The organism is Enterobacter sp. 3U4 (genome assembly GCF_057224565.1).
In genome coordinates this window covers 3184298-3209854 of record NZ_CP136665.1, presented here as the reverse complement: position 1 = coordinate 3209854, position 25557 = coordinate 3184298, and the positions used below count along the sequence as shown (strand labels likewise).

The following is a 25557-nucleotide window of genomic DNA, read 5'->3' as shown; positions in this document are numbered from 1 at the left end:
CGACGCATGAAAGCAGCGGCAAAAACGCTAAAACCAAAACGTCAGGAAGAACAGGCCAACTTTATCAGTTGGCGTTTTGCGTTGCTTTGCGGCTGCATTTTACTGGCGCTGGGTTTCCTGCTGGGACGCGTGGCCTGGTTACAAATCGTCGCCCCTGACATGTTGGTACGCCAGGGCGATATGCGCTCCCTGCGCGTCCAGGAAGTGTCGACGTCCCGTGGGATGATCACCGACCGCTCGGGTCGTCCGCTGGCGGTGAGCGTGCCGGTGAAGGCAATCTGGGCCGATCCTAAAGAACTGCATGATGCTGGCGGTATCACGCTTGATAACCGCTGGAAGGCCCTTGCGGATGCGCTGAAGATGCCGCTGGACCAGTTATCTTCACGCGTGAATACCAACCCGAGAGGGCGTTTTATCTATCTGGCGCGTCAGGTGAACCCTGACATGGCGGACTACATCAAAAAATTGAAGCTGCCGGGGATTCATCTGCGTGAGGAATCACGTCGTTACTATCCATCCGGTGAAGTAACCGCTCACCTCATCGGTTTCACCAACGTTGATAGCCAGGGGATTGAGGGCGTTGAAAAAAGCTTTGATAAATGGCTCACCGGCCAGCCCGGCGAGCGCATTGTGCGTAAAGACCGCTACGGTCGCGTAATTGAAGATATTTCCTCAACGGACAGCCAGGCCGCACACAACCTTGCGCTGAGCATCGATGAGCGATTACAGGCGCTGGTTTACCGCGAGCTGAACAACGCCGTGGCCTTTAACAAAGCGGAATCGGGCAGTGCCGTGTTAGTTGATGTCAACACGGGTGAAGTGCTGGCGATGGCCAATAGCCCGTCCTACAACCCTAACAATCTTACCGGCACGCAGAAGGATGTTATGCGTAACCGTACCATCACCGACGTGTTCGAACCGGGTTCGACCGTTAAGCCGATGGTGGTCATGACTGCACTTCAGCGCGGTATCGTTAATGAAAATACCGTACTGAATACCATTCCTTACCGAATTAACGGTCACGAAATCAAAGACGTGGCGCGCTACAGCGAATTGACCCTGACCGGGGTGTTACAGAAGTCGAGTAACGTCGGTGTTTCAAAGCTGGCGTTAGCGATGCCGTCCTCAGCGTTAGTAGAGACTTACTCACGTTTTGGGCTTGGAAAGGCGACCAATTTGGGGTTGGTCGGAGAACGCAGTGGCTTATATCCTCAAAAACAACGGTGGTCTGACATAGAGAGGGCCACCTTCTCTTTCGGCTACGGGCTAATGGTAACACCGTTACAGTTAGCGCGAGTCTACGCAACGATCGGCAGCTATGGCGTTTATCGTCCGCTGTCGATTACCAAAGTTGATCCACCGGTTCCCGGTGAGCGTATCTTCCCGGAATCAACCGTCCGTACTGTTGTTCATATGATGGAAAGCGTGGCGCTGCCCGGCGGCGGCGGCGTGAAGGCGGCAATCAAAGGTTATCGTATCGCCATCAAGACCGGTACGGCGAAAAAAGTCGGGCCGGACGGCCGCTATATCAACAAATACATTGCCTATACCGCAGGCGTTGCGCCTGCAAGCAATCCGCGTTTTGCGCTGGTGGTCGTGATAAACGATCCACAGGCGGGTAAATACTACGGCGGCGCCGTCTCCGCGCCTGTGTTCGGGGCCATCATGGGCGGCGTGTTACGCACCATGAACATTGAACCGGATGCGCTGGCGACGGGCGAAAAAAGTGAATTTGTAATTAATCAAGGCGAGGGTACAGGTGGCAGATCGTAATTTGCGCGACCTTCTCGCTCCGTGGGTGCCAAATGCACCGGAGCGAGCACTGCGAGAGATGGTACTGGACAGCCGTGTGGCTGCTTCTGGCGATCTTTTTGTGGCGGTGGTCGGTCATCAGGCGGACGGGCGTCGTTATATCCCGCAGGCGATTGCGCAAGGTGTGGCTGCCATTATTGCTGAGGCTAAAGATGAGGCAACCGACGGTGAGATCCGTGAAATGCACGGGGTGCCGGTTATCTATCTCAGCCAGTTAAACGAGCGTCTTTCCGCGCTGGCGGGACGTTTTTATCACGAACCTTCCGACCAGCTGCGTCTGGTTGGCGTAACGGGTACCAACGGAAAAACCACCACCACGCAGCTGATGGCGCAGTGGGCCCAGCTGCTGGGTGAAACAAGCGCTGTGATGGGGACCGTGGGTAACGGTCTGCTGGGCAAAGTGAGCCCGACGGAAAACACCACCGGCTCCGCGGTTGACGTACAGCACGTGCTTGCCGGTCTGGCAGGGCAGGGCGCAACCTTTGCGGCGATGGAAGTCTCTTCGCACGGTCTGGTACAGCACCGCGTCGCGGCGCTGAAATTTGCCGCTTCAGTGTTTACCAACCTGAGCCGCGATCATCTTGATTATCATGGTGATATGGAGCACTACGAAGCCGCGAAATGGCTGCTCTATTCCACTCACCACTGTGGTCAGGCGATCATCAATGCCGACGATGAAGTCGGCCGCCGCTGGCTGGCGAAGCTGCCGGATGCGGTTGCCGTATCGATGGAAGACCATATCAATCCGAACTGCCACGGCCGCTGGCTGAAGGCGGTTGAGGTGAAATATCACGACAGCGGGGCGACCATCCGCTTTGCCTCTTCCTGGGGTGAAGGCGAAATTGAAAGCCGCCTGATGGGCGCGTTTAACGTCAGCAACCTGCTGCTGGCGCTGGCGACGCTGCTGGCGCTGGGTTATCCAATGGCTGAACTGCTGAAAACCTCAGCGCGTCTGCAGCCGGTTTGCGGCCGTATGGAAGTGTTCAGCGCGCCGGGCAAGCCGACCGTTGTGGTTGATTATGCCCACACGCCGGATGCGCTGGAAAAAGCGCTGGAAGCGGCGCGCCTGCATTGTACCGGTAAGCTCTGGTGCGTGTTTGGCTGCGGCGGCGATCGCGACAAAGGCAAGCGCCCGCTGATGGGCGCTATTGCGGAACAGTTCGCAGATATCCCGGTTGTCACCGATGACAACCCGCGTACGGAAGAGCCGCGCGCCATCATTAATGACATTCTGGCGGGCATGCTGGATGCGGGGCGCGCGCGCGTCGTGGAAGGCCGCGCGGAAGCCGTAACGAACGCCATCATGCAGGCACAGGAGAATGATGTTGTTCTGCTGGCGGGTAAAGGCCATGAAGATTATCAGATCGTTGGCAACCGCCGTCTGGATTACTCGGATCGCGTAACGGCAGCTCGCCTGCTGGGAGTCGTCGCATGATTAGCCTCTCGTTAAGCCAGGCCGCTTCGGTACTGCACGGCGACCTTCACGGGCAAGACTTGACCATTGATGCCGTAACGACGGACACCCGCAAAATCACCGCTGGCTGTCTGTTCGTGGCGCTGAAAGGCGAGCGTTTTGACGCGCATGATTTTGCCGGGCAGGCCAAAGAGAACGGCGCCGGTGCGCTGCTGGTCAGCCGCAGGCTTGATATCGATCTGCCGCAGGTTGTGGTGAAAGATACGCGTCTCGCGTTCGGTGAGCTGGCTGCCTGGGTTCGTCAGCAGGTGCCGGCTCGCGTCGTCGCCTTGACAGGATCATCAGGCAAAACGTCAGTGAAAGAGATGACGGCGGCCATCCTCAGCCAGTGCGGCAATACGCTTTATACCGCGGGCAACCTCAATAATGACATCGGCGTGCCGATGACATTACTTCGCCTGACCAAAGAGCACGACTATGCGGTGATCGAGTTAGGTGCAAACCACCAGGGGGAAATCGCCTGGACCGTGAGCCTGACTCGCCCGGAAGCGGCGCTGGTGAATAACCTCGCGGCTGCGCATCTGGAGGGCTTTGGCTCGCTGGAAGGCGTGGCGAAAGCGAAAGGCGAGATTTATACCGGCCTGCCGGAAAACGGTATCGCTATTCTGAACGCCGATAACAACGACTGGCTGAACTGGCAGAGCATCATTGGTGCGCGTAAAACCTGGCGCTTCTCGCCAAATGCGGCCAACAGTGATTTTACGGCGACCAATATCCATGTGACGTCGCACGGCACCGAGTTCACCCTCACGACACCAACGGGTGGCGTGGATGTGCTGCTGCCGCTGCCGGGTCGCCATAACATCGCCAATGCCCTTGCGGCGGCGGCGCTGTCAACGGCGGTAGGCGCTTCACATGAGGCGATCAAAGCCGGGCTGGCGAACCTGAAAGCCGTGCCGGGTCGTCTGTTCCCAATCCAGCTGGCGGAAAACAAGCTGCTGCTGGATGACTCCTATAACGCGAACGTTGGCTCGATGACGGCGGCGGTGCAGGTGTTATCTGAAATGCCGGGCTACCGCATCATGGTGGTTGGCGATATGGCAGAGCTTGGCGACGAAAGCGAAGCCTGTCATACCCAGGTCGGTGAAGCGGCGAAAGCGGCGGGGCTGGACTGCGTGCTGAGCGCAGGAAAACTGAGCCAGGCGATTAGCCAGGCCAGCGGCGTTGGCGAGCATTTTGCTGAAAAAACCGCGTTGATTGAGCGCCTTAAGGCGTTGATTGCAGAAAAACAAATTGTGACTGTATTAGTTAAAGGTTCACGTAGTGCCGCCATGGAAGAGGTTGTGCACGCATTACAGGAGAACGGGACATGTTAGTTTGGCTGGCCGAACATTTGGTCAAATATTATTCAGGCTTTAACGTCTTTTCATATCTGACGTTTCGCGCCATCGTCAGCCTGCTGACTGCGCTGTTCATCTCTTTGTGGATGGGCCCGCGCATGATTGCCCGTCTGCAAAAACTCTCTTTCGGCCAGGTTGTGCGTAACGACGGTCCGGAATCGCACTTCAGCAAGCGCGGTACCCCGACCATGGGCGGGATCATGATCCTGACTGCCATCGTTGTTTCCGTACTGCTGTGGGCGTACCCGTCCAACCCGTATGTCTGGTGTGTGCTGACGGTGCTGGTGGGTTACGGGATCATCGGTTTTGTTGATGATTATCGCAAAGTCGTCCGCAAAGATACTAAGGGCCTGATCGCGCGCTGGAAATATTTCTGGATGTCGGTGATCGCGCTGGGCGTAGCCTTCGCGCTGTATCTGGCTGGAAAAGACACGCCAGCCACCGAGCTGGTCGTGCCGTTCTTTAAGGACGTGATGCCGCAGCTGGGGCTGTTCTACATCCTGCTGGCCTACTTTGTGATTGTCGGTACCGGCAACGCCGTTAACCTGACCGACGGTCTGGATGGCCTGGCCATTATGCCAACCGTCTTTGTGGCCGCCGGTTTTGCGCTGGTGGCGTGGGCGACCGGTAACATGAACTTTGCGAACTACCTGCACATCCCTTATCTGCGCCATGCAGGTGAACTGGTGATCGTCTGTACGGCGATTGTCGGCGCGGGGCTGGGCTTCCTGTGGTTCAACACCTATCCGGCGCAGGTCTTTATGGGTGACGTCGGTTCTCTGGCTTTGGGCGGTGCGCTCGGCATTATCGCCGTACTGCTGCGTCAGGAGTTCCTGCTGGTGATCATGGGCGGCGTGTTTGTGGTTGAAACTCTGTCGGTGATTTTGCAGGTCGGTTCCTTCAAGCTGCGCGGTCAGCGCATCTTCCGTATGGCGCCGATTCACCACCACTATGAACTGAAAGGCTGGCCGGAGCCGCGCGTGATTGTGCGCTTCTGGATTATTTCGCTGATGCTGGTGCTGATTGGCCTGGCAACGCTGAAGGTACGTTAATCATGGCAGATTACCAGGGCAAAAAAGTCGTTATCATCGGGTTGGGCCTCACGGGGCTCTCCTGCGTGGACTTTTTCCTCGCACGCGGCGTGACGCCACGCGTGATGGATACGCGTGTCTCTCCGCCGGGTCTGGACAAACTGCCGGAACAGGTTGAACGCCACCTTGGTGGTCTGAATGATGACTGGCTGCTGGCAGCCGATCTGATTGTCGCCAGCCCGGGTATGGCGCTGGCGCACCCTTCTCTGAGCGCTGCCGCGGATGCGGGCGTTGAGATTGTCGGCGATATCGAGCTGTTCTGCCGCGAAGCGCAGGCGCCCGTTATCGCTATTACCGGTTCTAACGGTAAAAGCACCGTCACCACCCTAGTGGGGGAAATGGCGAAAGCGGCGGGCATGAACGTCGGCGTTGGCGGTAACATTGGTTTACCCGCTCTGATGCTGCTGGACAAAGGCTGCGAGCTGTATGTTCTCGAACTTTCCAGCTTCCAGCTGGAAACTACCTCCAGCCTGCATGCTGCGGCTGCGACGATCCTCAACGTGACAGAAGATCATATGGACCGGTATCCATTTGGCCTGCAGCAGTACCGTGCCGCCAAGCTCCGCGTTTATGAAAATGCCAAAGTCTGCGTTGTTAACGCCGATGATGCGCTGACCATGCCGGTGCGTGGCGCAGACGATCGCTGTATTAGCTTTGGTATCACGATGGGGGATTACCACCTGAACCGTCAGCTGGGCGAAACATGGCTGCGCGTTAAGGGTGAGAAAGTGCTGAACGTGAAAGAGATGAAGCTCTCTGGTCAGCACAACTATACCAATGCCCTGGCGGCGCTGGCTCTGGCGGATGCAGTAGGGCTGCCACGCTCCTCCAGCCTGAAAGCATTAACCACGTTTTCTGGTCTGGCACACCGTTTCCAGCTGGCGCTGGAGCACAACGGGGTACGCTGGATCAACGACTCCAAAGCCACCAATGTGGGAAGCACGGAGGCCGCGCTGAACGGCCTGCACGTTGACGGCACCCTGCATTTACTGCTGGGCGGCGACGGTAAATCAGCTGATTTCTCCTCACTGAAGCCGTATCTCGGCGGAGATAACATCCGCTTGTACTGCTTTGGCCGTGACGGCAGCGAGCTTGCTGAACTGCGCCCTGAAGTTGCTGAGCAAACTGAAACTATGGAACAGGCGATGCGGCTCATTGCCCCTCGTGTGAAGCCAGGCGATATGGTGCTGCTCTCTCCGGCCTGTGCCAGCCTCGATCAGTTCAAGAATTTCGAACAGCGTGGTGATGTCTTTACACGCCTGGCGAAGGAGTTAGGCTGATGCGTTTATCTCTCCCTCGCCTGAAAATGCCGCGCCTGCCAGGATTTGGGATCCTGGCATGGCTGTTTGCGGCGCTCAAAGGCTGGGTGATGGGCTCTCGTCAAAAAGATAACGACAGCCTGATCATGTACGACCGCACGCTGTTCTGGCTCACGATGGGGCTGGCGGCGGTAGGCTTTATTATGGTCACGTCAGCTTCAATGCCCGTCGGGCAGCGTCTGGCGAACGATCCTTTCCTGTTTGCCAAACGTGATGGTCTGTACATCATCCTGGCGTTCTGTCTGTCGCTGGTGACCTTGCGTCTGCCGATGGAGTTCTGGCAGCGGCACAGCACGGCGATGCTGATCGCCTCGATTATTATGCTGCTGATCGTACTGGTGGTGGGGAGTTCTGTTAACGGGGCATCGCGCTGGATCGCCTTTGGCCCGCTGCGCATTCAGCCTGCGGAATTTACCAAGCTCTCCCTGTTCTGCTACCTGGCTAACTACCTGGTGCGTAAGGTAGATGAAGTACGTAACAACCTGCGCGGCTTCTTAAAACCGATGGGCGTGATTCTGGTGCTGGCGGTATTACTGCTGGCGCAGCCTGACCTCGGTACCGTTGTTGTGCTGTTCGTTACCACCCTGGCGATGCTGTTCCTGGCGGGCGCGAAGCTGTGGCAGTTCATCGCTATCATCGGGATGGGGATTTCGGCGGTTGTGCTGCTGATCCTCGCCGAGCCTTACCGTATTCGCCGTGTGACCTCGTTCTGGAACCCGTGGGAAGATCCGTTCGGCAGCGGTTATCAGCTGACGCAGTCGCTGATGGCCTTTGGTCGCGGTGAAGTCTGGGGACAGGGTCTGGGTAACTCGGTACAGAAACTGGAGTATTTACCGGAAGCGCATACCGACTTCATCTTCTCCATTATTGCGGAAGAACTGGGTTATATCGGTGTGGTGTTAGCGCTATTAATGGTATTCTTCGTCGCTTTCCGTGCTATGTCCATCGGCAGGAAAGCGCTGGAGATCGATCACCGCTTCTCAGGCTTCTTAGCCTGTTCAATTGGTATCTGGTTTAGCTTCCAGGCATTGGTTAACGTCGGGGCCGCAGCGGGTATGCTGCCGACCAAAGGTCTGACGTTGCCGTTGATCAGTTATGGTGGTTCCAGTCTGTTGATTATGTCGACGGCCATCATGCTGTTGTTGCGCATAGATTATGAAACGCGTCTGGAAAAAGCCCAGGCGTTTACACGAGGTTCACGATGAATCAACCGAAGCGGTTAATGGTGATGGCAGGCGGTACCGGCGGACACGTGTTCCCGGGACTGGCGGTTGCGCACCATTTAATGGATCAGGGCTGGCAGGTACGCTGGCTGGGAACCGCAGACCGCATGGAAGCCGACCTGGTGCCGAAGCACGGTATCGAGATCGACTTTATTCGTATTTCCGGCCTTCGGGGTAAAGGCCTCAAGGCAATGCTGCTGGCACCGGTGCGTATTTTTAACGCCTGGCGTCAGGCGCGCACCATCATGAAGCGCTTTAAGCCAGATGTGGTGTTGGGCATGGGCGGCTATGTCTCTGGTCCTGGCGGGCTGGCGGCGTGGTCGTTAGGCATTCCCGTTGTGCTGCATGAACAGAACGGTATTGCCGGTCTGACCAACAAGTGGCTGGCGAAAATCGCCACCAAAGTTATGCAGGCGTTTCCCGGCGCGTTCCCGAAAGCGGACGTGGTGGGTAACCCGGTGCGCGTAGACGTGCTGGCACTGCCGCTGCCGGACGCTCGCCTGACGGGCCGTGAAGGGCCGGTGCGCGTACTGGTCGTCGGTGGCTCTCAGGGCGCGCGCATCTTAAACCAGACGATGCCGCAGGTAGCCGCAAAGCTGGGGGATGCCGTGACGATCTGGCACCAGAGCGGAAAAGGCGCTCAGCAGACCGTTGAGCAGGATTACGCAGACGAAGGTCAGGCGCAGCATAAAGTCACAGAGTTTATCGACGACATGGCGGCAGCGTATGCCTGGGCCGATGTCGTGGTCTGTCGTTCAGGCGCGCTGACGGTGAGCGAGATCGCCGCCGCCGGTCTGCCGGCCCTGTTTGTGCCGTTCCAGCACAAGGACCGACAGCAGTACTGGAATGCGCTGCCGCTTGAGAAAGCCGGTGCCGCGAAGATATTTGAGCAGCCACAATTTACCGCCGACGCGGTCGCCACCACCCTGGCGGGCTGGAACAGAGACGCACTGCTGGAGATGGCGCAACGCGCGCGCGCGGCCGCCATCCCTGATGCGACGGAACGGGTGGCAAAAGAAGTGAGCCTGGCAGCCCAGGCTTAACCCTCGCAGCGCGTGTTGCGCTGCACGAATTTTAAGTAGTCGATGGCGTTTAGAGAATGAATACACAACAACTGGCAAAACTGCGTTCAATCGTGCCCGAGATGCGTCGCGTCCGGCACATTCACTTTGTTGGCATCGGTGGTGCTGGCATGGGCGGTATTGCCGAAGTGTTAGCTAACGAAGGCTATCAGATCAGCGGGTCTGACCTGGCGCCAAACCCTGTAACGCAGCAGCTGGCGTCGCTTGGGGCGACTATCTATTTTAACCATCGCCCGGAAAACGTGCGCGATGCGAGCGTGGTGGTGGTCTCAAGCGCCATCTCCTCTGACAACCCGGAGATCGTTGCCGCGCATGAAGCGCGCATTCCGGTGATCCGCCGCGCAGAAATGCTGGCGGAACTGATGCGTTTTCGTCACGGCATCGCCATTGCCGGTACCCACGGTAAAACTACGACCACGGCGATGGTTTCCAGTATTTATGCGGAAGCGGGTCTCGACCCGACGTTCGTCAACGGTGGTCTGGTCAAAGCCGCAGGCGTACATGCGCGTCTGGGCCACAGTCGTTATCTGATTGCCGAAGCGGATGAGAGCGACGCGTCGTTCCTGCACCTGCAGCCGATGGTGGCGATCGTCACTAACATCGAAGCTGACCATATGGATACCTACCATGGTGACTTCGAGAACTTAAAGCAGACCTTCATCAACTTCCTGCACAACCTGCCGTTCTATGGACGCGCGGTGATGTGCGTAGACGACCCGGTGATCCGCGAGCTGCTGCCGCGCGTGGGTCGTCAAATCACCACTTACGGCTTCAGCGAAGACGCTGACGTTCGCGTGGAAGAGTACAAACAGATTGGTGCGCAGGGGCATTTCACGCTGGCGCGTCAGGACAAAGAACTGCTGCACGTCACGCTGAATGCGCCGGGGCGCCATAACGCCCTCAATGCCGCAGCGGCAGTGGCCGTCGCGACGGAAGAAGGCATTGATGATGATGCGATTCTGCGCGCGCTGGAAAGCTTCCAGGGCACCGGTCGTCGCTTCGACTTCCTCGGTGAGTTCCCACTGGACGCCGTGAACGGTAAAGCCGGTACAGCGATGCTGGTGGACGATTACGGCCACCATCCGACCGAAGTGGACGCCACCATTAAAGCCGCACGTGCAGGCTGGCCTGACAAAAATCTGGTGATGGTCTTCCAGCCGCACCGCTTCACGCGTACGCGCGATCTGTACGATGATTTCGCCAGCGTCCTGTCACAGGTTGATACTCTGTTAATGCTGGATGTTTATTCAGCGGGCGAAACTCCGATTCCGGGCGCAGACAGTCGTTCTCTGTGTCGTACCATCCGTGGACGCGGTAAAGTTGACCCTATTCTGGTTTCTGACCCTGCACAGGTGGCGGAAATTCTGGCTCCGGTCCTGACAGGTAACGATTTGATTCTGATTCAGGGCGCAGGAAATATCGGCAAAATCGCTCGTACCTTAGCTGAAATCAAACTGAAGCCGCAAACTCAGGAGGATGAGCATCATGGCTGATAAGATTGCTGTCCTGTCTGGCGGCACTTCCGCCGAGCGCGAGGTTTCCCTGAATTCCGGTGCGGCTGTGCTGGCGGGCCTGCGTGAAGGGGGCGTCAATGCGCACCTGGTTGACCCAAAAGAGGTCGACGTGACGCAATTAAAAGCCATGGGCTTCGATAAAGTCTTTATCGCTTTGCATGGTCGCGGCGGTGAAGATGGCACCCTGCAGGGGCTTCTGGATTTGATCGGCATGCCGTACACCGGCAGCGGCGTGATGGCCTCCGCTATCTCTATGGATAAACTGCGCAGCAAGCTTCTGTGGCAGGGCGCGGGGTTACCCGTTGCGCCATGGGTTGCGCTGACGCGTCGCGAATTTGAATTGGGCCTGCCGGATAGCGTTAATGCACGCATTGCTGAACTGGGCTTACCGGTTATTGTAAAGCCCAGCCGGGAAGGCTCCAGCGTGGGAATGTCTAAGGTCGACAAAGCTGACGATTTAGCGTCCGCTTTAGCACTGGCATTTCAACATGATGATGAAGTTCTGATTGAAAAATGGCTTAGCGGGCCGGAATTTACCGTCGCGATGCTTGGCGAAGAAATTTTACCGTCAATCCGTATCCAACCCGCTGGAGTCTTCTATGATTATGAGGCGAAGTATCTCTCTGATGAGACGCAATATTTCTGCCCAAGTGGTCTTGAAGCTGAGCGTGAAGCCGATTTACAGTCCCTGGTGCTTAAAGCCTGGCATATTCTGGGTTGCCAGGGCTGGGGACGCATCGACGTGATGCAGGACCGAGATGGACAATTTTATCTGCTGGAAGCCAATACCTCTCCGGGAATGACCAGCCACAGCCTTGTGCCGATGGCCGCGCGTCAGGCGGGGATGAGCTTCTCGCAGTTAGTCGTACGCATTCTGGACCAGGCGGGCTGATATGTCTCAGGCTGCATTGAACACGCGCAACCGCGATGACGAGGAAGAATATACCTCTTCACGCCGCAGTAATGGAACGCGTCTTGCAGGCATCATTTTCCTGCTCGGGGTGCTGTGCACCGTGTTTATCAGCGGCTGGATGGTCCTGGGCTGGATGGAAGATGCGCAGCGGTTGCCACTTTCTAAGCTGGTGGTCACCGGTGAGCGTCACTACACGCGTAACGACGATATTCGCCAGTCAATTCTGGCACTGGGCTCGCCTGGCACCTTTATGACTCAGGACGTCAATATTATCCAGAGCCAGATTGAACGTCTGCCATGGATAAAACAGGCGAGCGTAAGAAAGCAATGGCCTGATGAATTGAAGATTCATCTGGTTGAATATGTGCCCATTGCGCGTTGGAATGATCAGCACATGGTTGACGTCGACGGAAATTCCTTCAGCGTCCCGGCCGATCGTGTCAACAAGCAAAATTTACCGATGTTGTATGGCCCTGAAGGCAGCGAAAACGAAGTGTTACAGGGTTTTCGCGAAATGGGGCAGGTGCTGGCGAAGGACAGGTTTACGTTAAAAGATGCTGCCATGACGGCGCGCCGTTCCTGGCAGCTTACGTTAACGAACGGCATTAAGCTCAACCTGGGACGCGGGGACACCATGAAGCGTCTGGCGCGTTTTGTCGAACTTTACCCGGTTTTACAGCAGCAGGCACAGACTGACGGCAAACGGATAAGCTACGTTGATTTGCGCTATGACTCAGGCGCAGCAGTCGGTTGGGTACCGGCTCCGGTCGAGGAACCTAATCAGCAACAGAATCAGGCACAGGTACAGGCAGAACAACAATGATCAAGGCGACGGACAGAAAACTGGTAGTTGGACTGGAGATTGGCACCGCGAAGGTTGCCGCTTTAGTAGGGGAAGTTCTGCCCGACGGTATGGTCAATATCATTGGCGTGGGCAGTTGCCCGTCCCGTGGTATGGATAAAGGTGGGGTAAACGATCTTGAATCGGTGGTGAAATGCGTTCAGCGCGCCATCGATCAGGCTGAATTGATGGCAGATTGCCAGATTTCTTCTGTCTATCTGGCCCTTTCTGGTAAACACATTAGCTGCCAGAACGAAATCGGTATGGTGCCGATTTCCGAAGAAGAAGTGACGCAGGAAGACGTTGAAAACGTTGTGCATACGGCGAAATCCGTGCGTGTTCGCGATGAGCATCGCGTGTTGCACGTGATCCCGCAGGAATATGCGATTGACTACCAGGAAGGGATCAAGAACCCGGTCGGTCTTTCTGGCGTACGTATGCAGGCAAAAGTGCACCTGATCACATGTCACAACGATATGGCGAAGAACATTGTAAAAGCCGTTGAACGTTGTGGCCTGAAAGTTGACCAACTTATTTTCGCGGGTCTGGCGGCAAGTTATTCCGTACTGACCGAAGATGAACGTGAACTGGGCGTCTGTGTGGTCGATATTGGTGGTGGTACAATGGATATCGCCGTATATACCGGCGGTGCGTTGCGCCATACCAAAGTGATCCCGTACGCAGGGAACGTTGTGACCAGCGATATAGCTTACGCTTTTGGTACGCCGCCGAGCGATGCAGAAGCGATTAAAGTGCGCCACGGCTGTGCGCTGGGGTCTATCGTTGGCAAAGATGAGAGCGTTGAAGTGCCGAGCGTTGGTGGTCGTCCACCGCGTAGCCTGCAGCGCCAGACGTTGGCAGAGGTGATTGAGCCGCGCTATACCGAGCTGCTCAACCTGGTCAACGAAGAGATTTTACAGTTACAGGAACAGCTTCGTCAGCAGGGCGTTAAGCATCATCTTGCGGCGGGGATTGTATTAACCGGCGGTGCAGCGCAAATTGAAGGTCTTGCGGCCTGTGCACAGCGCGTGTTCCATACGCAGGTGCGTATTGGGGCGCCGCTGAATATCACCGGTTTAACGGATTATGCTCAGGAGCCGTATTATTCAACGGCTGTGGGCCTGCTCCACTACGGGAAGGAGTCTCATCTCAGTGGTGAAGCGGAAGTGGAAAAACGCGTCTCAGTGGGGTCGTGGGTCAAACGACTGAACAACTGGTTGCGAAAAGAGTTTTAATTTTTTTAAGAGACCGGAGAGAATTAGCGGTCTCGGGCGACAGGCACAACGGAGAGAGAAATTATGTTTGAACCTATGGAACTGACCAACGACGCGGTGATTAAAGTCATCGGCGTCGGTGGCGGCGGCGGTAACGCCGTAGAGCATATGGTGCGTGAACGCATTGAAGGTGTTGAATTCTTTGCAGTTAACACCGATGCACAGGCACTGCGTAAGACGGCCGTAGGCCAGACTATCCAGATCGGCGGTGGTATCACCAAAGGGCTGGGAGCAGGGGCTAACCCGGAAGTGGGTCGCAATGCGGCTGAAGAAGATCGTGAAGCCCTGCGCGCTGCACTGGAAGGTGCGGACATGGTCTTCATCGCAGCAGGTATGGGTGGCGGTACCGGTACCGGCGCAGCACCTGTTGTAGCTGAAGTGGCAAAAGATTTAGGTATCCTGACTGTTGCTGTCGTGACCAAGCCTTTCAACTTTGAAGGCAAGAAGCGTATGGCTTTCGCGGAGCAGGGTATCACCGAGCTGTCCAAGCACGTGGACTCGCTGATCACCATCCCGAATGACAAGTTGTTGAAAGTTCTGGGCCGCGGTATCTCCCTGCTGGACGCATTCGGTGCAGCAAACGACGTGCTGAAAGGCGCGGTTCAGGGTATCGCTGAACTGATTACCCGTCCTGGCCTGATGAACGTTGACTTTGCAGACGTTCGCACCGTGATGTCCGAAATGGGCTACGCGATGATGGGCTCTGGCGTGGCGAGCGGTGAAGACCGTGCGGAAGAAGCGGCTGAAATGGCCATCTCTTCTCCACTGCTGGAAGATATCGATCTGTCTGGTGCGCGCGGCGTGCTGGTCAACATTACCGCTGGCTTTGACCTGCGTCTGGATGAGTTTGAAACCGTGGGTAACACTATCCGTGCGTTCGCCTCTGACAACGCTACCGTGGTAATCGGTACTTCACTTGACCCAGAAATGAACGACGAGCTGCGTGTTACCGTTGTTGCGACCGGTATCGGTATGGACAAGCGTCCTGAGATCACCTTAGTGACCAACAAGCAGACTCAGCAACCGGTAATGGATCGTTACCAGCAGCACGGTATGTCTCCTCTGACTCAGGAGCAGAAACCGGCCGCGAAAGTGGTAAACGACCCAACGCCGCAAACGGCGAAAGAGCCAGATTATCTGGATATCCCGGCGTTCCTGCGTAAGCAAGCTGACTAAGAATCGGCTGGAATTAGGGGATTTGCGCTCTTTGTGCTAAACTGGCCCACCGTTAGTGATATACACTCTCGGTTGGATAGTTAATTTGGCGAGATTATACGATGATCAAACAAAGGACACTTAAACGTATCGTTCAGGCGACAGGTGTCGGTTTACATACCGGCAAGAAAGTCACGCTGACGTTACGCCCTGCGCCGGCCAATACCGGGGTCATCTATCGTCGCACCGACTTGAATCCACCGGTAGATTTTCCGGCCGATGCAAAATCTGTGCGTGATACAATGCTCTGTACTTGTCTGGTGAACGAGCATGACGTGCGGATTTCTACCGTAGAGCACCTGAACGCCGCCCTGGCGGGTCTGGGTATCGACAACATTATTGTTGAAGTCGATGCGCCAGAAATCCCGATTATGGATGGCAGTGCTGCACCGTTCGTCTATCTGTTGCTGGATGCTGGCATCGAAGAACTGAACTGCGCGAAGAAATTTGTTCGCATCAAAGAGACCGTTCGCGTCGAAGATGGCGACAAGTGGGCTGAATTCAAACCGTACAATGGTTTCTCGTTGGACTTTACCATCGACTTTAACCATCCGGCGATTGATTCCAGCACCCAACGCTACGCGATGAACTTCTCTGCCGATGCGTTTATGCGCCAGATCAGCCGAGCCCGTACATTTGGCTTCATGCGTGATATCGAATATCTGCAGTCCCGCGGCCTGTGCCTGGGCGGCAGCTTCGATTGTGCCATCGTTGTTGACGATTATCGCGTACTGAACGAAGACGGCCTGCGTTTCGAAGATGAATTCGTTCGTCACAAAATGCTGGATGCTATCGGCGACCTGTTCATGTGTGGTCACAACATCATTGGTGCATTTACCGCGTTCAAATCCGGTCATGCACTGAACAACAAACTGTTGCAGGCCGTCCTGGCAAAACAGGAAGCCTGGGAATATGTGACCTTCGAAGACGAAGCTGAACTGCCGCTGGCTTTCAAAGCACCAAGTATGGTTCTGGCGTAACGGTTCATCCCGTTTCGTAAAAAAATCGACTGGTTAACCTGGTACTCTCTCCGACCAGGATGGCCAGTCGTTTTTATTTTACCCTTCTTCGTTTACCCCAGCGTTTTCTCTAGTTTGTCTTACGCAGAAAATGTGCGCGTTAGCTGCATTCTTGACCATTTTTCCCCTCGGTGGCACCTCATTCCTGCTGATGTATATTGGCTTTAGTGGTACTATCTGGGCGCTATAACGAATAACTGAATTCAGCCTCTGCAAGGCTGGCTTATTGGGTGGAGCAGGTGAGCGGAATACTGACGCGCTGGCGACAATTTGGCAGACGTTACTTCTGGCCGCATCTCTTATTAGGGATGGTCGCGGCGAGTTTCGGCTTGCCTGCGCTCAGCAACAGTGCCGAAGCGGCGACGCCCGCGAAAACTTCTACTACCAAACACGATCTCAATACGCGGGTTAATTTTACTAACCTTGCGTGGCTTGAAGCCGGTCGCCGCCCAAATTTCTCCGTCGATTACTGGCACCAGCATGCTATCCGCACGGTTATCCGCCATCTCTCCTTTGCGATGGCACCGCAGGCAATGCCTGTTGCGGAAGAGACGCTGCCGGTGCAGGCTCAGCATCTTGCCCTGCTGGACACGCTCAACGCGCTGCTCACGCAGGACAGCCAGCCGCCGGTCATGGTTCGCCAGACGGCGCAACGCGCGCTCGTTCCTCCTGTCTCATTCTCTGTTTCAACCTGGATTAGCCAGGTCCACGGCATTCGCGCCGGGCCGCAACGCCTCAGTTAAATTAACTTTTTCAATACCTTAATTTATCTGCCCACGATGGGGCGTTTGAGAATTTATTATGCTAATCAAATTGTTAACTAAAGTTTTTGGTAGTCGTAACGATCGTACCCTGCGCCGTATGCGCAAAGCTGTGGCCGTCATCAACGGTATGGAACCGGCGATGGAGAAGCTCTCTGATGATGAGCTGAAAGCGAAAACGGCGGAATTCCGTGCGCGTCTGGAAAAAGGTGAAACCTTAGAAAGCCTGATCCCGGAAGCGTTTGCTGTCGTGCGCGAAGCGAGTAAGCGCGTATTCGGCATGCGTCACTTCGACGTTCAGCTGCTGGGCGGTATGGTGCTTAACGAGCGCTGCATCGCGGAAATGCGTACCGGTGAAGGTAAAACCCTGACCGCAACGCTGCCGGCTTACCTGAACGCGCTGACCGGTAAAGGCGTTCACGTCGTTACCGTCAACGACTATCTGGCGCAGCGTGACGCCGAAAACAACCGCCCACTGTTCGAATTCCTCGGTATGACGGTCGGCATCAACATGTCCGGCCTGCCTGCGCCAGCCAAACGCGAAGCGTATAACGCGGACATCACTTACGGCACCAACAACGAATACGGCTTCGACTACCTGCGTGACAACATGGCGTTCAGCCCGGAAGAGCGCGTACAGCGTAAGCTGCACTATGCGCTGGTGGATGAGGTTGACTCCATCCTGATCGATGAAGCGCGTACCCCGCTGATCATCTCCGGCCCGGCTGAAGACAGCTCCGAGATGTACCGTAAGGTCGACAAAATCATTCCACACCTGCTGCGTCAGGAGAAAGAAGACTCGGATACCTTCCAGGGTGAAGGTCACTTCTCCGTTGATGAAAAAGCGCGCCAGGTGAACCTGACCGAACGCGGTCTGGTGAAAATTGAAGAGCTGCTGGTCGCTGAAGGCATCATGGAAGAGGGCGAGTCCCTGTACTCTCCGAGCAACATCATGCTGATGCACCACGTGACCGCTGCACTGCGCGCCCACGCGCTGTTCACCCGCGACGTCGATTACATCGTTAAAGACGGCGAGGTGATCATCGTCGATGAACACACCGGCCGTACCATGCAGGGACGTCGCTGGTCTGACGGTCTGCACCAGGCTGTGGAAGCCAAAGAAGGTGTGGATATTCAGAATGAAAACCAGACGCTGGCGTCTATCACCTTCCAGAACTACTTCCGTCTGTACGAGAAGCTGGCGGGCATGACCGGTACTGCTGATACCGAAGCGTTTGAATTCAGTTCTATCTACAAGCTGGATACCGTGGTCGTTCCAACCAACCGTCCGATGATCCGTAAGGATATGCCGGACCTGGTGTACATGACCGAAGCGGAAAAAATTCAGGCGATCATCGAAGATATTCGCGACCGTACTGCCAATGGCCAGCCGGTTCTGGTGGGGACCATATCCATCGAGAAATCCGAAGTGGTTTCGCACGAGCTGACGAAAGCGGGTATTAAACACAACGTTCTTAACGCCAAATTCCACGCCAAAGAAGCGGACATTGTTGCGCAGGCGGGTTATCCGGCTGCCGTAACCATCGCCACCAACATGGCGGGTCGTGGTACCGACATTATGCTGGGCGGTAGCTGGCAGGCTGAAGTGGCAGAGCTGGAAAACCCAACGCCAGAACAGATTGCCCAGATCAAAGCCGACTGGCAGGTTCGTCATGACGCGGTTCTGGCTTCCGGCGGTCTGCACATTATCGGTACCGAGCGTCATGAATCCCGTCGTATCGATAACCAGCTGCGTGGCCGTGCGGGTCGTCAGGGTGATGCCGGTTCATCCCGTTTCTACCTGTCTATGGAAGATGCGCTGATGCGTATTTTTGCCTCCGACCGCGTGTCCGGCATGATGCGTAAGCTGGGGATGAAACCTGGCGAAGCCATTGAGCACCCGTGGGTAACTAAAGCGATTGCTAACGCACAGCGTAAAGTGGAAAGCCGCAACTTTGATATTCGTAAGCAGCTGCTGGAATATGACGATGTGGCTAACGATCAGCGTCGTGCAATCTACACCCAGCGTAACGAACTGCTGGACGTGTCCGACGTGAGTGAAACCATCAACAGCATTCGTGAAGATGTCTTTAAAGCCACCATCGACGCGCATATTCCACCGCAGTCTCTGGAAGAGATGTGGGATATCGAAGGCCTGCAGGAACGTCTGAAAAATGACTTTGACCTCGAACTGCCTATCAAAGAGTGGCTGGACAAAGAGCCTGAGCTGCACGAAGAGACGCTGCGTGAACGTATCTTTGAAACCGCGCTGGACGTCTACAAGCGTAAGGAAGAAGTTGTTGGCGCTGAAATGATGCGTCACTTCGAGAAAGGCGTGATGCTGCAGACGCTGGACTCTCTGTGGAAAGAGCACCTGGCGGCGATGGACTACCTGCGTCAGGGTATCCACCTGCGTGGCTATGCGCAGAAAGATCCGAAGCAGGAATACAAGCGTGAGTCCTTCTCCATGTTTGCGTCTATGCTGGAGTCACTGAAGTACGAAGTGATCAGCACCCTGAGCAAGGTTCAGGTGCGTATGCCGGAAGAAGTGGAAGCGATGGAGCAGCAGCGTCGTGAAGAAGCCGAGCGTCTGGCACAAATGCAACAGCTGAGCCACCAGACCGACGACAGCGAAGCCGCAGCGGCGATCGCCGCGCAGACCGGCGATCGTAAAGTGGGTCGTAACGATCCGTGCCCGTGTGGCTCCGGTAAAAAGTACAAGGCGTGCCACGGGCGTCTGAGCTAAGTTCATAAAAAACCAAAAAGGCGCAGACATCTGCGCCTTTTTTATGGAAGTGACAATATGAAAATACTGCAAATTGCCGTCGGGATTATTCGCAACCCGCAAAACCAAATCTTTATCACCCAGCGTGCTGCCGACGCCCATATGGCGAACAAATGGGAGTTCCCTGGCGGAAAAATTGAGGCTGGTGAAACGCCGGAAGCGGCGCTGGTTCGGGAACTTCAGGAAGAAGTCGGAATTACACCGCTTGACGCAACGTTGTTTGATAAGCTCGAATATCAGTTCCCGGACAGGCACATTACGCTGTGGTTCTGGCTGGTGGAAAGCTGGGAAGGTGAACCCTGGGGTAAAGAGGGGCAGCCGGGTAACTGGGTGAAGCTTCAGGATAGTGATGCCGACAAATTCCCGCCGGCCAACGAGCCTGTGATCCTGCGGCTCGTTGCACAACAGTAGGCCTGCTAAGCGACGCGCCAGCAGGCTTTACAGATTACTGCTGGTTTTCACTCCAGTCGTCGCTGTCCGAGAGATCGCCTTTGCTCGGAATGCGTTTCTCTTCCGCCGCCCATTCTCCCAGGTCAATAAGCTGACAGCGTTTGCAGCAGAATGGGCGGAACGGACTCACTTCGCCCCAGACAACAGTTTTGCCGCAGGTAGGGCAGCTTACGGTGGTGACATCAGACATCGGCACTCCTTAACAACAGGCCAGTTCAAAATCGAGGCGTTCCGGCACGGTACCATTTTCGCTGTCCAGCGGCATAAAGCGGATCGCAAAGCGGCTCTTATGCCCGGAAATTTGCGGATAAAGCTGTTCGCCAAGCGATAAATTCAGGCGCAGAAGATCGGCATCATCTCCGTTGTCCTGGTAGAAACCATTCAGGCTGGTTTGCTTGCGGAACGGCGCTGAGTTACGGATCAGATCGAGGATCAGCGACAGCGTCTGGTGCATTGGCTCCAGGCTTGCCAGCCAACTGTTTACCTGCGCGTCACGCTGCGCCTGTGGCATATGTAGCCACATATGCAGCGTCGGCAGGTCGAAGCTACAGCAGCCGCCAGGAATGCTCAGACGCTGACGCACCAGGCCAATCAGTCGATCTTCACGCAAAAATTGCCCGACGCGCGGTGCGGCCATCAGAACGGCGCTACTGCTCTTTAACTGCTGGCGGAGCGCGTCGATACGGCTCTGATCTACGCCGGGGACCTCTGTCCATGCCTGTAATTTACGCTGCTGGCGCTCCAGCTCTTTGAGTAATTCTGTGCGGACATCGCCGCGTTCAATCACATCCAGCAGATCGCCTACGTTGCGGAAGAAGTGCAACGCCGTGGCATGATCGTTTACAGGCAGATGTTGTGAAAGTTGTTGAATAAGGAATTCAATGCGCAGCCAGGTGCGCATTTTTTCGTTGAGCGGATGCTCAAAAAGGATGTGTGTCGACATTATGGTTTTTCCTGTGCAACGGCCTGCGCGGCGAACGTCAGATACTGCGCGTGCAGACGGGCAACATCCGATGCAATGGCATCTGGTGCGCCGTTATTATCAATAACATCATCCGCCACGGCAAGGCGCTGAGCGCGCGTAGCCTGAGCGGCAAGAATTTGTTCAGCATGCTCCCGCGAGACGCGATCGCGCGTCATGGTTCTCTGGATTTGCGTTTCGGGTGCGACATCAATCACCAGGACCCGATCGGCTTTCTTCTGCAGCTGGTTTTCAACCAGAAGCGGAACCACCCACAGGACATATGGCGAGCGGGCTGCGGCTATCTGACGCTGAGTTTCCTGGTGGATGATGGGGTGGAGCAGGGCATTAAGCCAGGCTTTTTCCGCAGAATCAGAAAAAATACATTCGCGAAGCTGACGGCGATTCAGTGTGCCATCGGGATTGATGCTTGCCTGACCAAAATGTTCTGCGATGGCCTTTAGCGCGGGTGTATTAGGCTCTACCACCTGGCGGGCAATAATATCGGCATCGATAATCGTGATGCCCAAACGAGAAAACGCGTCCGCAACGGTACTTTTGCCACTACCGATGCCGCCGGTTAATGCGACGATATACCCCATTAAATCAAATCCTGGGAATTATTCATTATTAAAATCAGTTGATTAAAAATCGTAGATGCGCCAGTCACTGTTTAGCCCTGTTTACCGGCTTTTTACCAGGTAAATTTATAGGATTGTAGCGTAAAAAAAGAGAATTTCGCAGTCTTGCGGAGCAGGTATTAGTGCGTATGATAGCGTCACTGGAGTTGTGCTTTTAACATATTTGCCTCTAACCCCAGGAATCCGCACATGCGTATCGAAGAAGATCTGAAGTTAGGTTTCAAAGACGTTCTTATCCGCCCTAAACGCTCTACACTGAAAAGTCGCTCAGACGTTGAACTCGAACGTCAATTCACCTTTAAGCATTCCGGTCAGACCTGGTCTGGCGTGCCGATCATCGCTGCCAACATGGATACTGTGGGAACCTTTGAGATGGCAACCGCGCTGGCACAGTTCGACATTCTTACCGCCGTTCACAAACATTACAGTCCTGAAGAGTGGGATGCGTTTGTTGCGTCCGCCTCTGCTGATGTGGTGAAGCACGTGATGGTCTCCACCGGCACCTCCGATGCGGATTTCGAGAAGACCAAACAGATCCTGAAGGCTAACCCGGCACTCAACTTCGTTTGTATTGACGTGGCGAACGGTTACTCCGAGCACTTCGTGCAGTTCGTCAGCAAGGCGCGTGAGGCCTGGCCGACGAAAACCATCATCGCGGGCAACGTAGTGACCGGTGAAATGTGTGAAGAGCTGATCCTCTCCGGTGCCGATATTGTGAAAGTGGGCATTGGTCCGGGTTCCGTATGCACCACGCGCGTTAAAACCGGCGTCGGTTATCCGCAGCTCTCCGCCGTCATTGAATGTGCCGACGCGGCGCACGGGCTGGGCGGCCAGATCATCAGCGACGGCGGTTGCACCATGCCGGGTGATGTCGCAAAGGCCTTCGGCGGCGGCGCAGACTTTGTGATGCTCGGCGGTATGCTGGCAGGCCACGAAGAGAGCGGTGGTACCGTTGTTGAAGAGAACGGCGAGAAATTTATGCTGTTCTACGGCATGAGTTCTGAATCCGCGATGACCCGTCACGTCGGTGGCGTGGCAAAATATCGTGCGGCGGAAGGTAAAACCGTGAAGCTGCCTCTGCGCGGCCCGGTTGAATACACCGCGCGCGATATCCTCGGTGGCCTGCGCTCGGCCTGCACCTACGTTGGGGCATCCCGCCTGAAAGAACTGACGAAACGTACGACGTTTATTCGCGTTCAGGAACAGGAAAACCGCGTATTCAACAGCCTGTAATGGCTTATGCTGGCGCATGCCCGTGCGCCAGCACTGTTCAGCACTAACCCGCACTCATTGCATCTCCCAGATGGAAAATCGGCAGGTACATTGCCACCACCAGCGTGCCGATGATGACCCCTGTCACAATCAGAAGCACTGGCTCGAGAAGTGCCGCCAGATTATCTGCCCGTTGAAAGGTCTGTTCCGTGTGATGTCGGGCGAGGTTTGCCAGCATGATGTCCAGCGCACCTGACATTTCACCGGTTCGTAAAAGCTGAATACACAGTGGGGTAAAGGTGGCCACTTTCTGAAAGGATGACCAGACGGGGAGGCCTTTTTCAATATCCTCCCGAACGCTGCGAAGTATTCCTCGCCAGTAACAACTTTCCACGGTCTCCTCTGCGCTCTCCAGACCCTGTAAAAAGGGAATACCGGCCTGCTGCGTCAGTGACAGTACTGTAAAGATGTGTCCCAGCTTTTGGCCTTTTGCCAGCGCGCCCATCACGGGCGTATGGTTCAGCATGCGCTGCCAGCGAGGGTTCTGCCGCAGAGCCCAGGCGGTGGCTAAGAGCGCTATTAATGCGACAAACAACACGAGGGCGTATGACCGCATAAATGCGGCCATCCCCATGACCATTTGCGTCAGCATCGGGAGCGGCGTGTTAAACGTTTTGTAGATCGCGGCAAACTCGGGCAAGACCAGAATGACCATCGCCAGCACTACGAGAAGGGCCAGGGTCAGGACGATTGCCGGATAGCGCAGCGCCTTTTTCACTTTCGCACTGAGCTGCTGCTGCGCTTTTTGCTGCTGCGCGAGCTGGCTGCAGCACTCCTCCAGTTTCCCAGTGAGCTCACCGGTTTTCACCATCGAGACATGCAGTGGGCTAAACACCGCTGGCCACTTTTTTAGCGACTCAGAAAAGGGAGAGCCCTCACTGAGCTCATCGGCAATGCTTTGCAGCAGTGCCTGCCACGGTTTTAACGGATGTTGCTCTGCCAGCATCTGCAGGCTGTGGGACAATGTTAGCCCCGCCTGCAGAAGCGTTGCGAGCTGGCGAAACATCTCGTAGCAGTGATGTGGCCGCCAGCGGTGTCGATGAGCGCATCGGGTCAGCGCCAGAGGATGGAGATCGCTACGCATCAGCCTGGTGAAGGCGGCATTCCGGTCTGTGGCCCAGAGTGTCCCGCTTCTGGATTCTCCTTCCTGGGTGAGCGCTCGCCAGCGCCAGAGCTGATTAGCAGCCATCCGGCATTCCCAGCACGCGCACCAGCTCTTCGATCGAGGTCAGCCCTTGTTCGACGGCCATGCAGCCGTGCTCAAAAAGAGAAATCATTCCCGCCTGCCGGGCGCTCGCCTCTATCACTTCGATTCCCGCCCCGCTGGCAATGGCCTGACGCAGAGCATTGTCGATCGCCAGTACTTCAAAAATGGCCACGCGACCATAAAAACCGTGATAACACCGCTCGCAGCCGGTGGGCTGCCAGCGTGGAAGCGGTCTGGGCCATACGGCGCGCGGTAATTCAGCATTGTCGCTGGCTTCCCGGCGACAATGCGGGCACAAACGCCGGACCAGTCGCTGGGCAATCACCATCGACAGCGCGGAAGATATCATCCAGCGCGCGACGCCCATCTGCTCCAGGCGAATCAGGGTTTCCGTCGTCGAGTTGGTGTGCAGCGTTGACAGCACCAGATGGCCGGTCTGGGCTGCATTAATGGCAATTTCTGCCGTTTCACCGTCACGGATTTCACCGACCATAATGATGTCTGGATCCTGACGTAGCAGCGCCCTCAGCACGCTCTGAAATGTTAAACCCGCCCGGGGATTAATCTGCGTCTGGTTTAATCCCGCAAGGGGGATCTCAATGGGATCCTCCACGCTACAGATGTTGACGTCAGGGGTGTTACGCGCCTGCAGCGCGCTGTACAGCGTCACGGTTTTGCCGCTGCCGGTAGGGCCGGTGACCAGAATCAGCCCCTGCGGCTGGTGGAGAACCTCATTGAAACAGGCCAATTGTTCTACGCTCATACCAAGCGCTTTCGGCTCAAGAGCCTGCTGAACCTGATGCAGCAGACGCAGCACAATTTTCTCGCCACCGCTGCAGGGAAGCGTCGCGATCCGAAACGAGACCGGCTCGTTTGCCAGCTCAATCGTAAACTGACCGTCCTGAGGTAAACGACGTTCTGCAATATCCAGGTTACCCAGTACCTTTAAACGCGCGCTGAACAGGCTTGCCAGCGAGGCGGAAAGCGGAGGCTGGGGGCAAAGAACCCCGTCGATGCGTAAACGGATCTGGCATACGTGCTCCATCGGTTCGATATGAATGTCGGAGGCGCGTTGGTTGATTGCCTGCTGCAGCGTGTGGTTGAGAATATCCACCGACGAGTGTGTTTGCGAAACAACGGGCAGATGCGATTGTGACGTTAGCTGCCGGTGTTTTTCCATGCGCTCAGCGCTCCAGCACTCAATATCAATCCGTTTCTGAGTCGCGAAGCGTAGCGCCTCCATGAGTTCAGCCGCGGGGCTGCCCACGACGGCGATGCTGACCATGTCACTGTCGCTGGTCAGCAGCAGAGCGTGATGGCGCTGACAAAGCGCCACGAGTTGATCGGTATTCATTATCCGCTC

The 25557-nt window shown here is 55.9% G+C and carries 22 protein-coding genes; 17 read left to right on the top strand and 5 right to left on the bottom strand.

Features of this window, described 5'->3' with window-relative positions:
• Nucleotides 1–6: 6 nt before the first annotated feature.
• The 16 genes from RVY89_RS15390 (at nt 7) to mutT (ending at nt 20074) form a co-directional block, all read left to right on the top strand.
• Nucleotides 7–1773 carry a peptidoglycan glycosyltransferase FtsI gene (locus tag RVY89_RS15390; RefSeq protein ID WP_484825792.1) on the top strand — a complete coding sequence of 589 codons (1767 nt, stop codon included), beginning with the start codon at nt 7–9 and terminating at the stop codon, nt 1771–1773.
• Nucleotides 1760–3247, top strand: a complete 1488-nt coding sequence (murE, locus tag RVY89_RS15385) for a UDP-N-acetylmuramoyl-L-alanyl-D-glutamate--2,6-diaminopimelate ligase (protein ID WP_484825791.1) — start codon at nt 1760–1762, stop codon at nt 3245–3247. The genes RVY89_RS15390 and murE overlap by 14 nt, the downstream gene beginning before the upstream one ends.
• On the top strand, nt 3244–4602 hold the full coding sequence (murF, locus tag RVY89_RS15380) for a UDP-N-acetylmuramoyl-tripeptide--D-alanyl-D-alanine ligase (protein ID WP_484825790.1): 1359 nt from the start codon (nt 3244–3246) through the stop codon (nt 4600–4602). Before murE ends, murF begins: the two co-directional genes overlap by 4 nt.
• Nucleotides 4596–5678 (top strand): phospho-N-acetylmuramoyl-pentapeptide-transferase, encoded by a 1083-nt coding sequence (gene mraY / locus RVY89_RS15375; protein WP_008501985.1) that lies wholly within the window; start codon nt 4596–4598, stop codon nt 5676–5678. The genes murF and mraY overlap by 7 nt, the downstream gene beginning before the upstream one ends.
• A gap of 2 nt (nt 5679–5680) precedes the next feature.
• Nucleotides 5681–6997, top strand: a complete 1317-nt coding sequence (murD, locus tag RVY89_RS15370) for a UDP-N-acetylmuramoyl-L-alanine--D-glutamate ligase (RefSeq protein WP_484825789.1) — start codon at nt 5681–5683, stop codon at nt 6995–6997.
• Nucleotides 6997–8241, top strand: a complete 1245-nt coding sequence (gene ftsW / locus RVY89_RS15365) for a cell division protein FtsW (protein ID WP_014068899.1) — start codon at nt 6997–6999, stop codon at nt 8239–8241. Before murD ends, ftsW begins: the two co-directional genes overlap by 1 nt.
• Complete coding sequence (gene murG, locus RVY89_RS15360) at nt 8238–9302, top strand: undecaprenyldiphospho-muramoylpentapeptide beta-N-acetylglucosaminyltransferase (protein WP_484825788.1); 1065 nt, start codon at nt 8238–8240, stop codon at nt 9300–9302. Before ftsW ends, murG begins: the two co-directional genes overlap by 4 nt.
• 56 nt (nt 9303–9358) lie before the next feature.
• Nucleotides 9359–10834, top strand: a complete 1476-nt coding sequence (gene murC, locus RVY89_RS15355) for a UDP-N-acetylmuramate--L-alanine ligase (protein ID WP_371899278.1) — start codon at nt 9359–9361, stop codon at nt 10832–10834.
• Complete coding sequence (locus tag RVY89_RS15350) at nt 10827–11747, top strand: D-alanine--D-alanine ligase (RefSeq protein WP_484825787.1); 921 nt, start codon at nt 10827–10829, stop codon at nt 11745–11747. The genes murC and RVY89_RS15350 overlap by 8 nt, the downstream gene beginning before the upstream one ends.
• A 1-nt stretch (nt 11748) precedes the next feature.
• Complete coding sequence (gene ftsQ, locus RVY89_RS15345) at nt 11749–12591, top strand: cell division protein FtsQ (RefSeq protein ID WP_023293285.1); 843 nt, start codon at nt 11749–11751, stop codon at nt 12589–12591.
• Nucleotides 12588–13844, top strand: a complete 1257-nt coding sequence (gene ftsA, locus RVY89_RS15340; RefSeq protein WP_023334508.1) for a cell division protein FtsA — start codon at nt 12588–12590, stop codon at nt 13842–13844. Before ftsQ ends, ftsA begins: the two co-directional genes overlap by 4 nt.
• Nucleotides 13845–13907: 63 nt before the next feature.
• Nucleotides 13908–15059, top strand: coding sequence for a cell division protein FtsZ (gene ftsZ / locus RVY89_RS15335; protein WP_008501978.1), 1152 nt, complete (start codon nt 13908–13910; stop codon nt 15057–15059).
• Nucleotides 15060–15160: 101 nt separating this feature from the next.
• Nucleotides 15161–16078 (top strand): UDP-3-O-acyl-N-acetylglucosamine deacetylase, encoded by a 918-nt coding sequence (lpxC, locus tag RVY89_RS15330; RefSeq protein ID WP_008501977.1) that lies wholly within the window; start codon nt 15161–15163, stop codon nt 16076–16078.
• Between the two features lie 278 nt (nt 16079–16356).
• Entirely contained in the window at nt 16357–16860 is a 504-nt protein-coding gene (secM, locus tag RVY89_RS15325; RefSeq protein WP_371899276.1) for a secA translation cis-regulator SecM, read from the top strand.
• A 58-nt stretch (nt 16861–16918) separates the two neighbouring features.
• Complete coding sequence (secA, locus tag RVY89_RS15320) at nt 16919–19624, top strand: preprotein translocase subunit SecA (RefSeq protein ID WP_371899275.1); 2706 nt, start codon at nt 16919–16921, stop codon at nt 19622–19624.
• Nucleotides 19625–19681: 57 nt separating this feature from the next.
• Nucleotides 19682–20074, top strand: coding sequence for an 8-oxo-dGTP diphosphatase MutT (mutT, locus tag RVY89_RS15315; protein ID WP_484825786.1), 393 nt, complete (start codon nt 19682–19684; stop codon nt 20072–20074).
• Between the two features lie 34 nt (nt 20075–20108).
• Here the strand turns inward: mutT and yacG are convergent, their stop codons facing one another.
• The 3 genes from yacG to coaE are packed head-to-tail and all read right to left on the bottom strand — an operon-like array spanning nt 20109 to nt 21676.
• Nucleotides 20109–20303, bottom strand: a complete 195-nt coding sequence (yacG, locus tag RVY89_RS15310) for a DNA gyrase inhibitor YacG (protein WP_217187595.1) — start codon at nt 20301–20303, stop codon at nt 20109–20111.
• A 9-nt stretch (nt 20304–20312) separates the two neighbouring features.
• Nucleotides 20313–21056, bottom strand: coding sequence for a cell division protein ZapD (zapD, locus tag RVY89_RS15305; RefSeq protein ID WP_047173318.1), 744 nt, complete (start codon nt 21054–21056; stop codon nt 20313–20315).
• Nucleotides 21056–21676 (bottom strand): dephospho-CoA kinase, encoded by a 621-nt coding sequence (gene coaE, locus RVY89_RS15300; protein WP_484825785.1) that lies wholly within the window; start codon nt 21674–21676, stop codon nt 21056–21058. The genes zapD and coaE overlap by 1 nt, the downstream gene beginning before the upstream one ends.
• A 228-nt stretch (nt 21677–21904) precedes the next feature.
• Between coaE and RVY89_RS15295 the strand changes: the two genes are divergently transcribed.
• Complete coding sequence (locus RVY89_RS15295; protein ID WP_061715965.1) at nt 21905–22948, top strand: GMP reductase; 1044 nt, start codon at nt 21905–21907, stop codon at nt 22946–22948.
• Nucleotides 22949–22991: 43 nt separating this feature from the next.
• Here RVY89_RS15295 and hofC read toward each other — a convergent pair whose 3' ends face one another.
• Both hofC and gspE read right to left on the bottom strand, forming a co-directional pair.
• Nucleotides 22992–24176 (bottom strand): protein transport protein HofC, encoded by a 1185-nt coding sequence (gene hofC, locus RVY89_RS15290; RefSeq protein ID WP_484825784.1) that lies wholly within the window; start codon nt 24174–24176, stop codon nt 22992–22994.
• Nucleotides 24166–25548 carry a type II secretion system protein GspE gene (gspE, locus tag RVY89_RS15285; RefSeq protein ID WP_484825783.1) on the bottom strand — a complete coding sequence of 461 codons (1383 nt, stop codon included), beginning with the start codon at nt 25546–25548 and terminating at the stop codon, nt 24166–24168. Before gspE ends, hofC begins: the two co-directional genes overlap by 11 nt.
• Between the last annotated feature and the right edge of the window lie 9 nt (nt 25549–25557).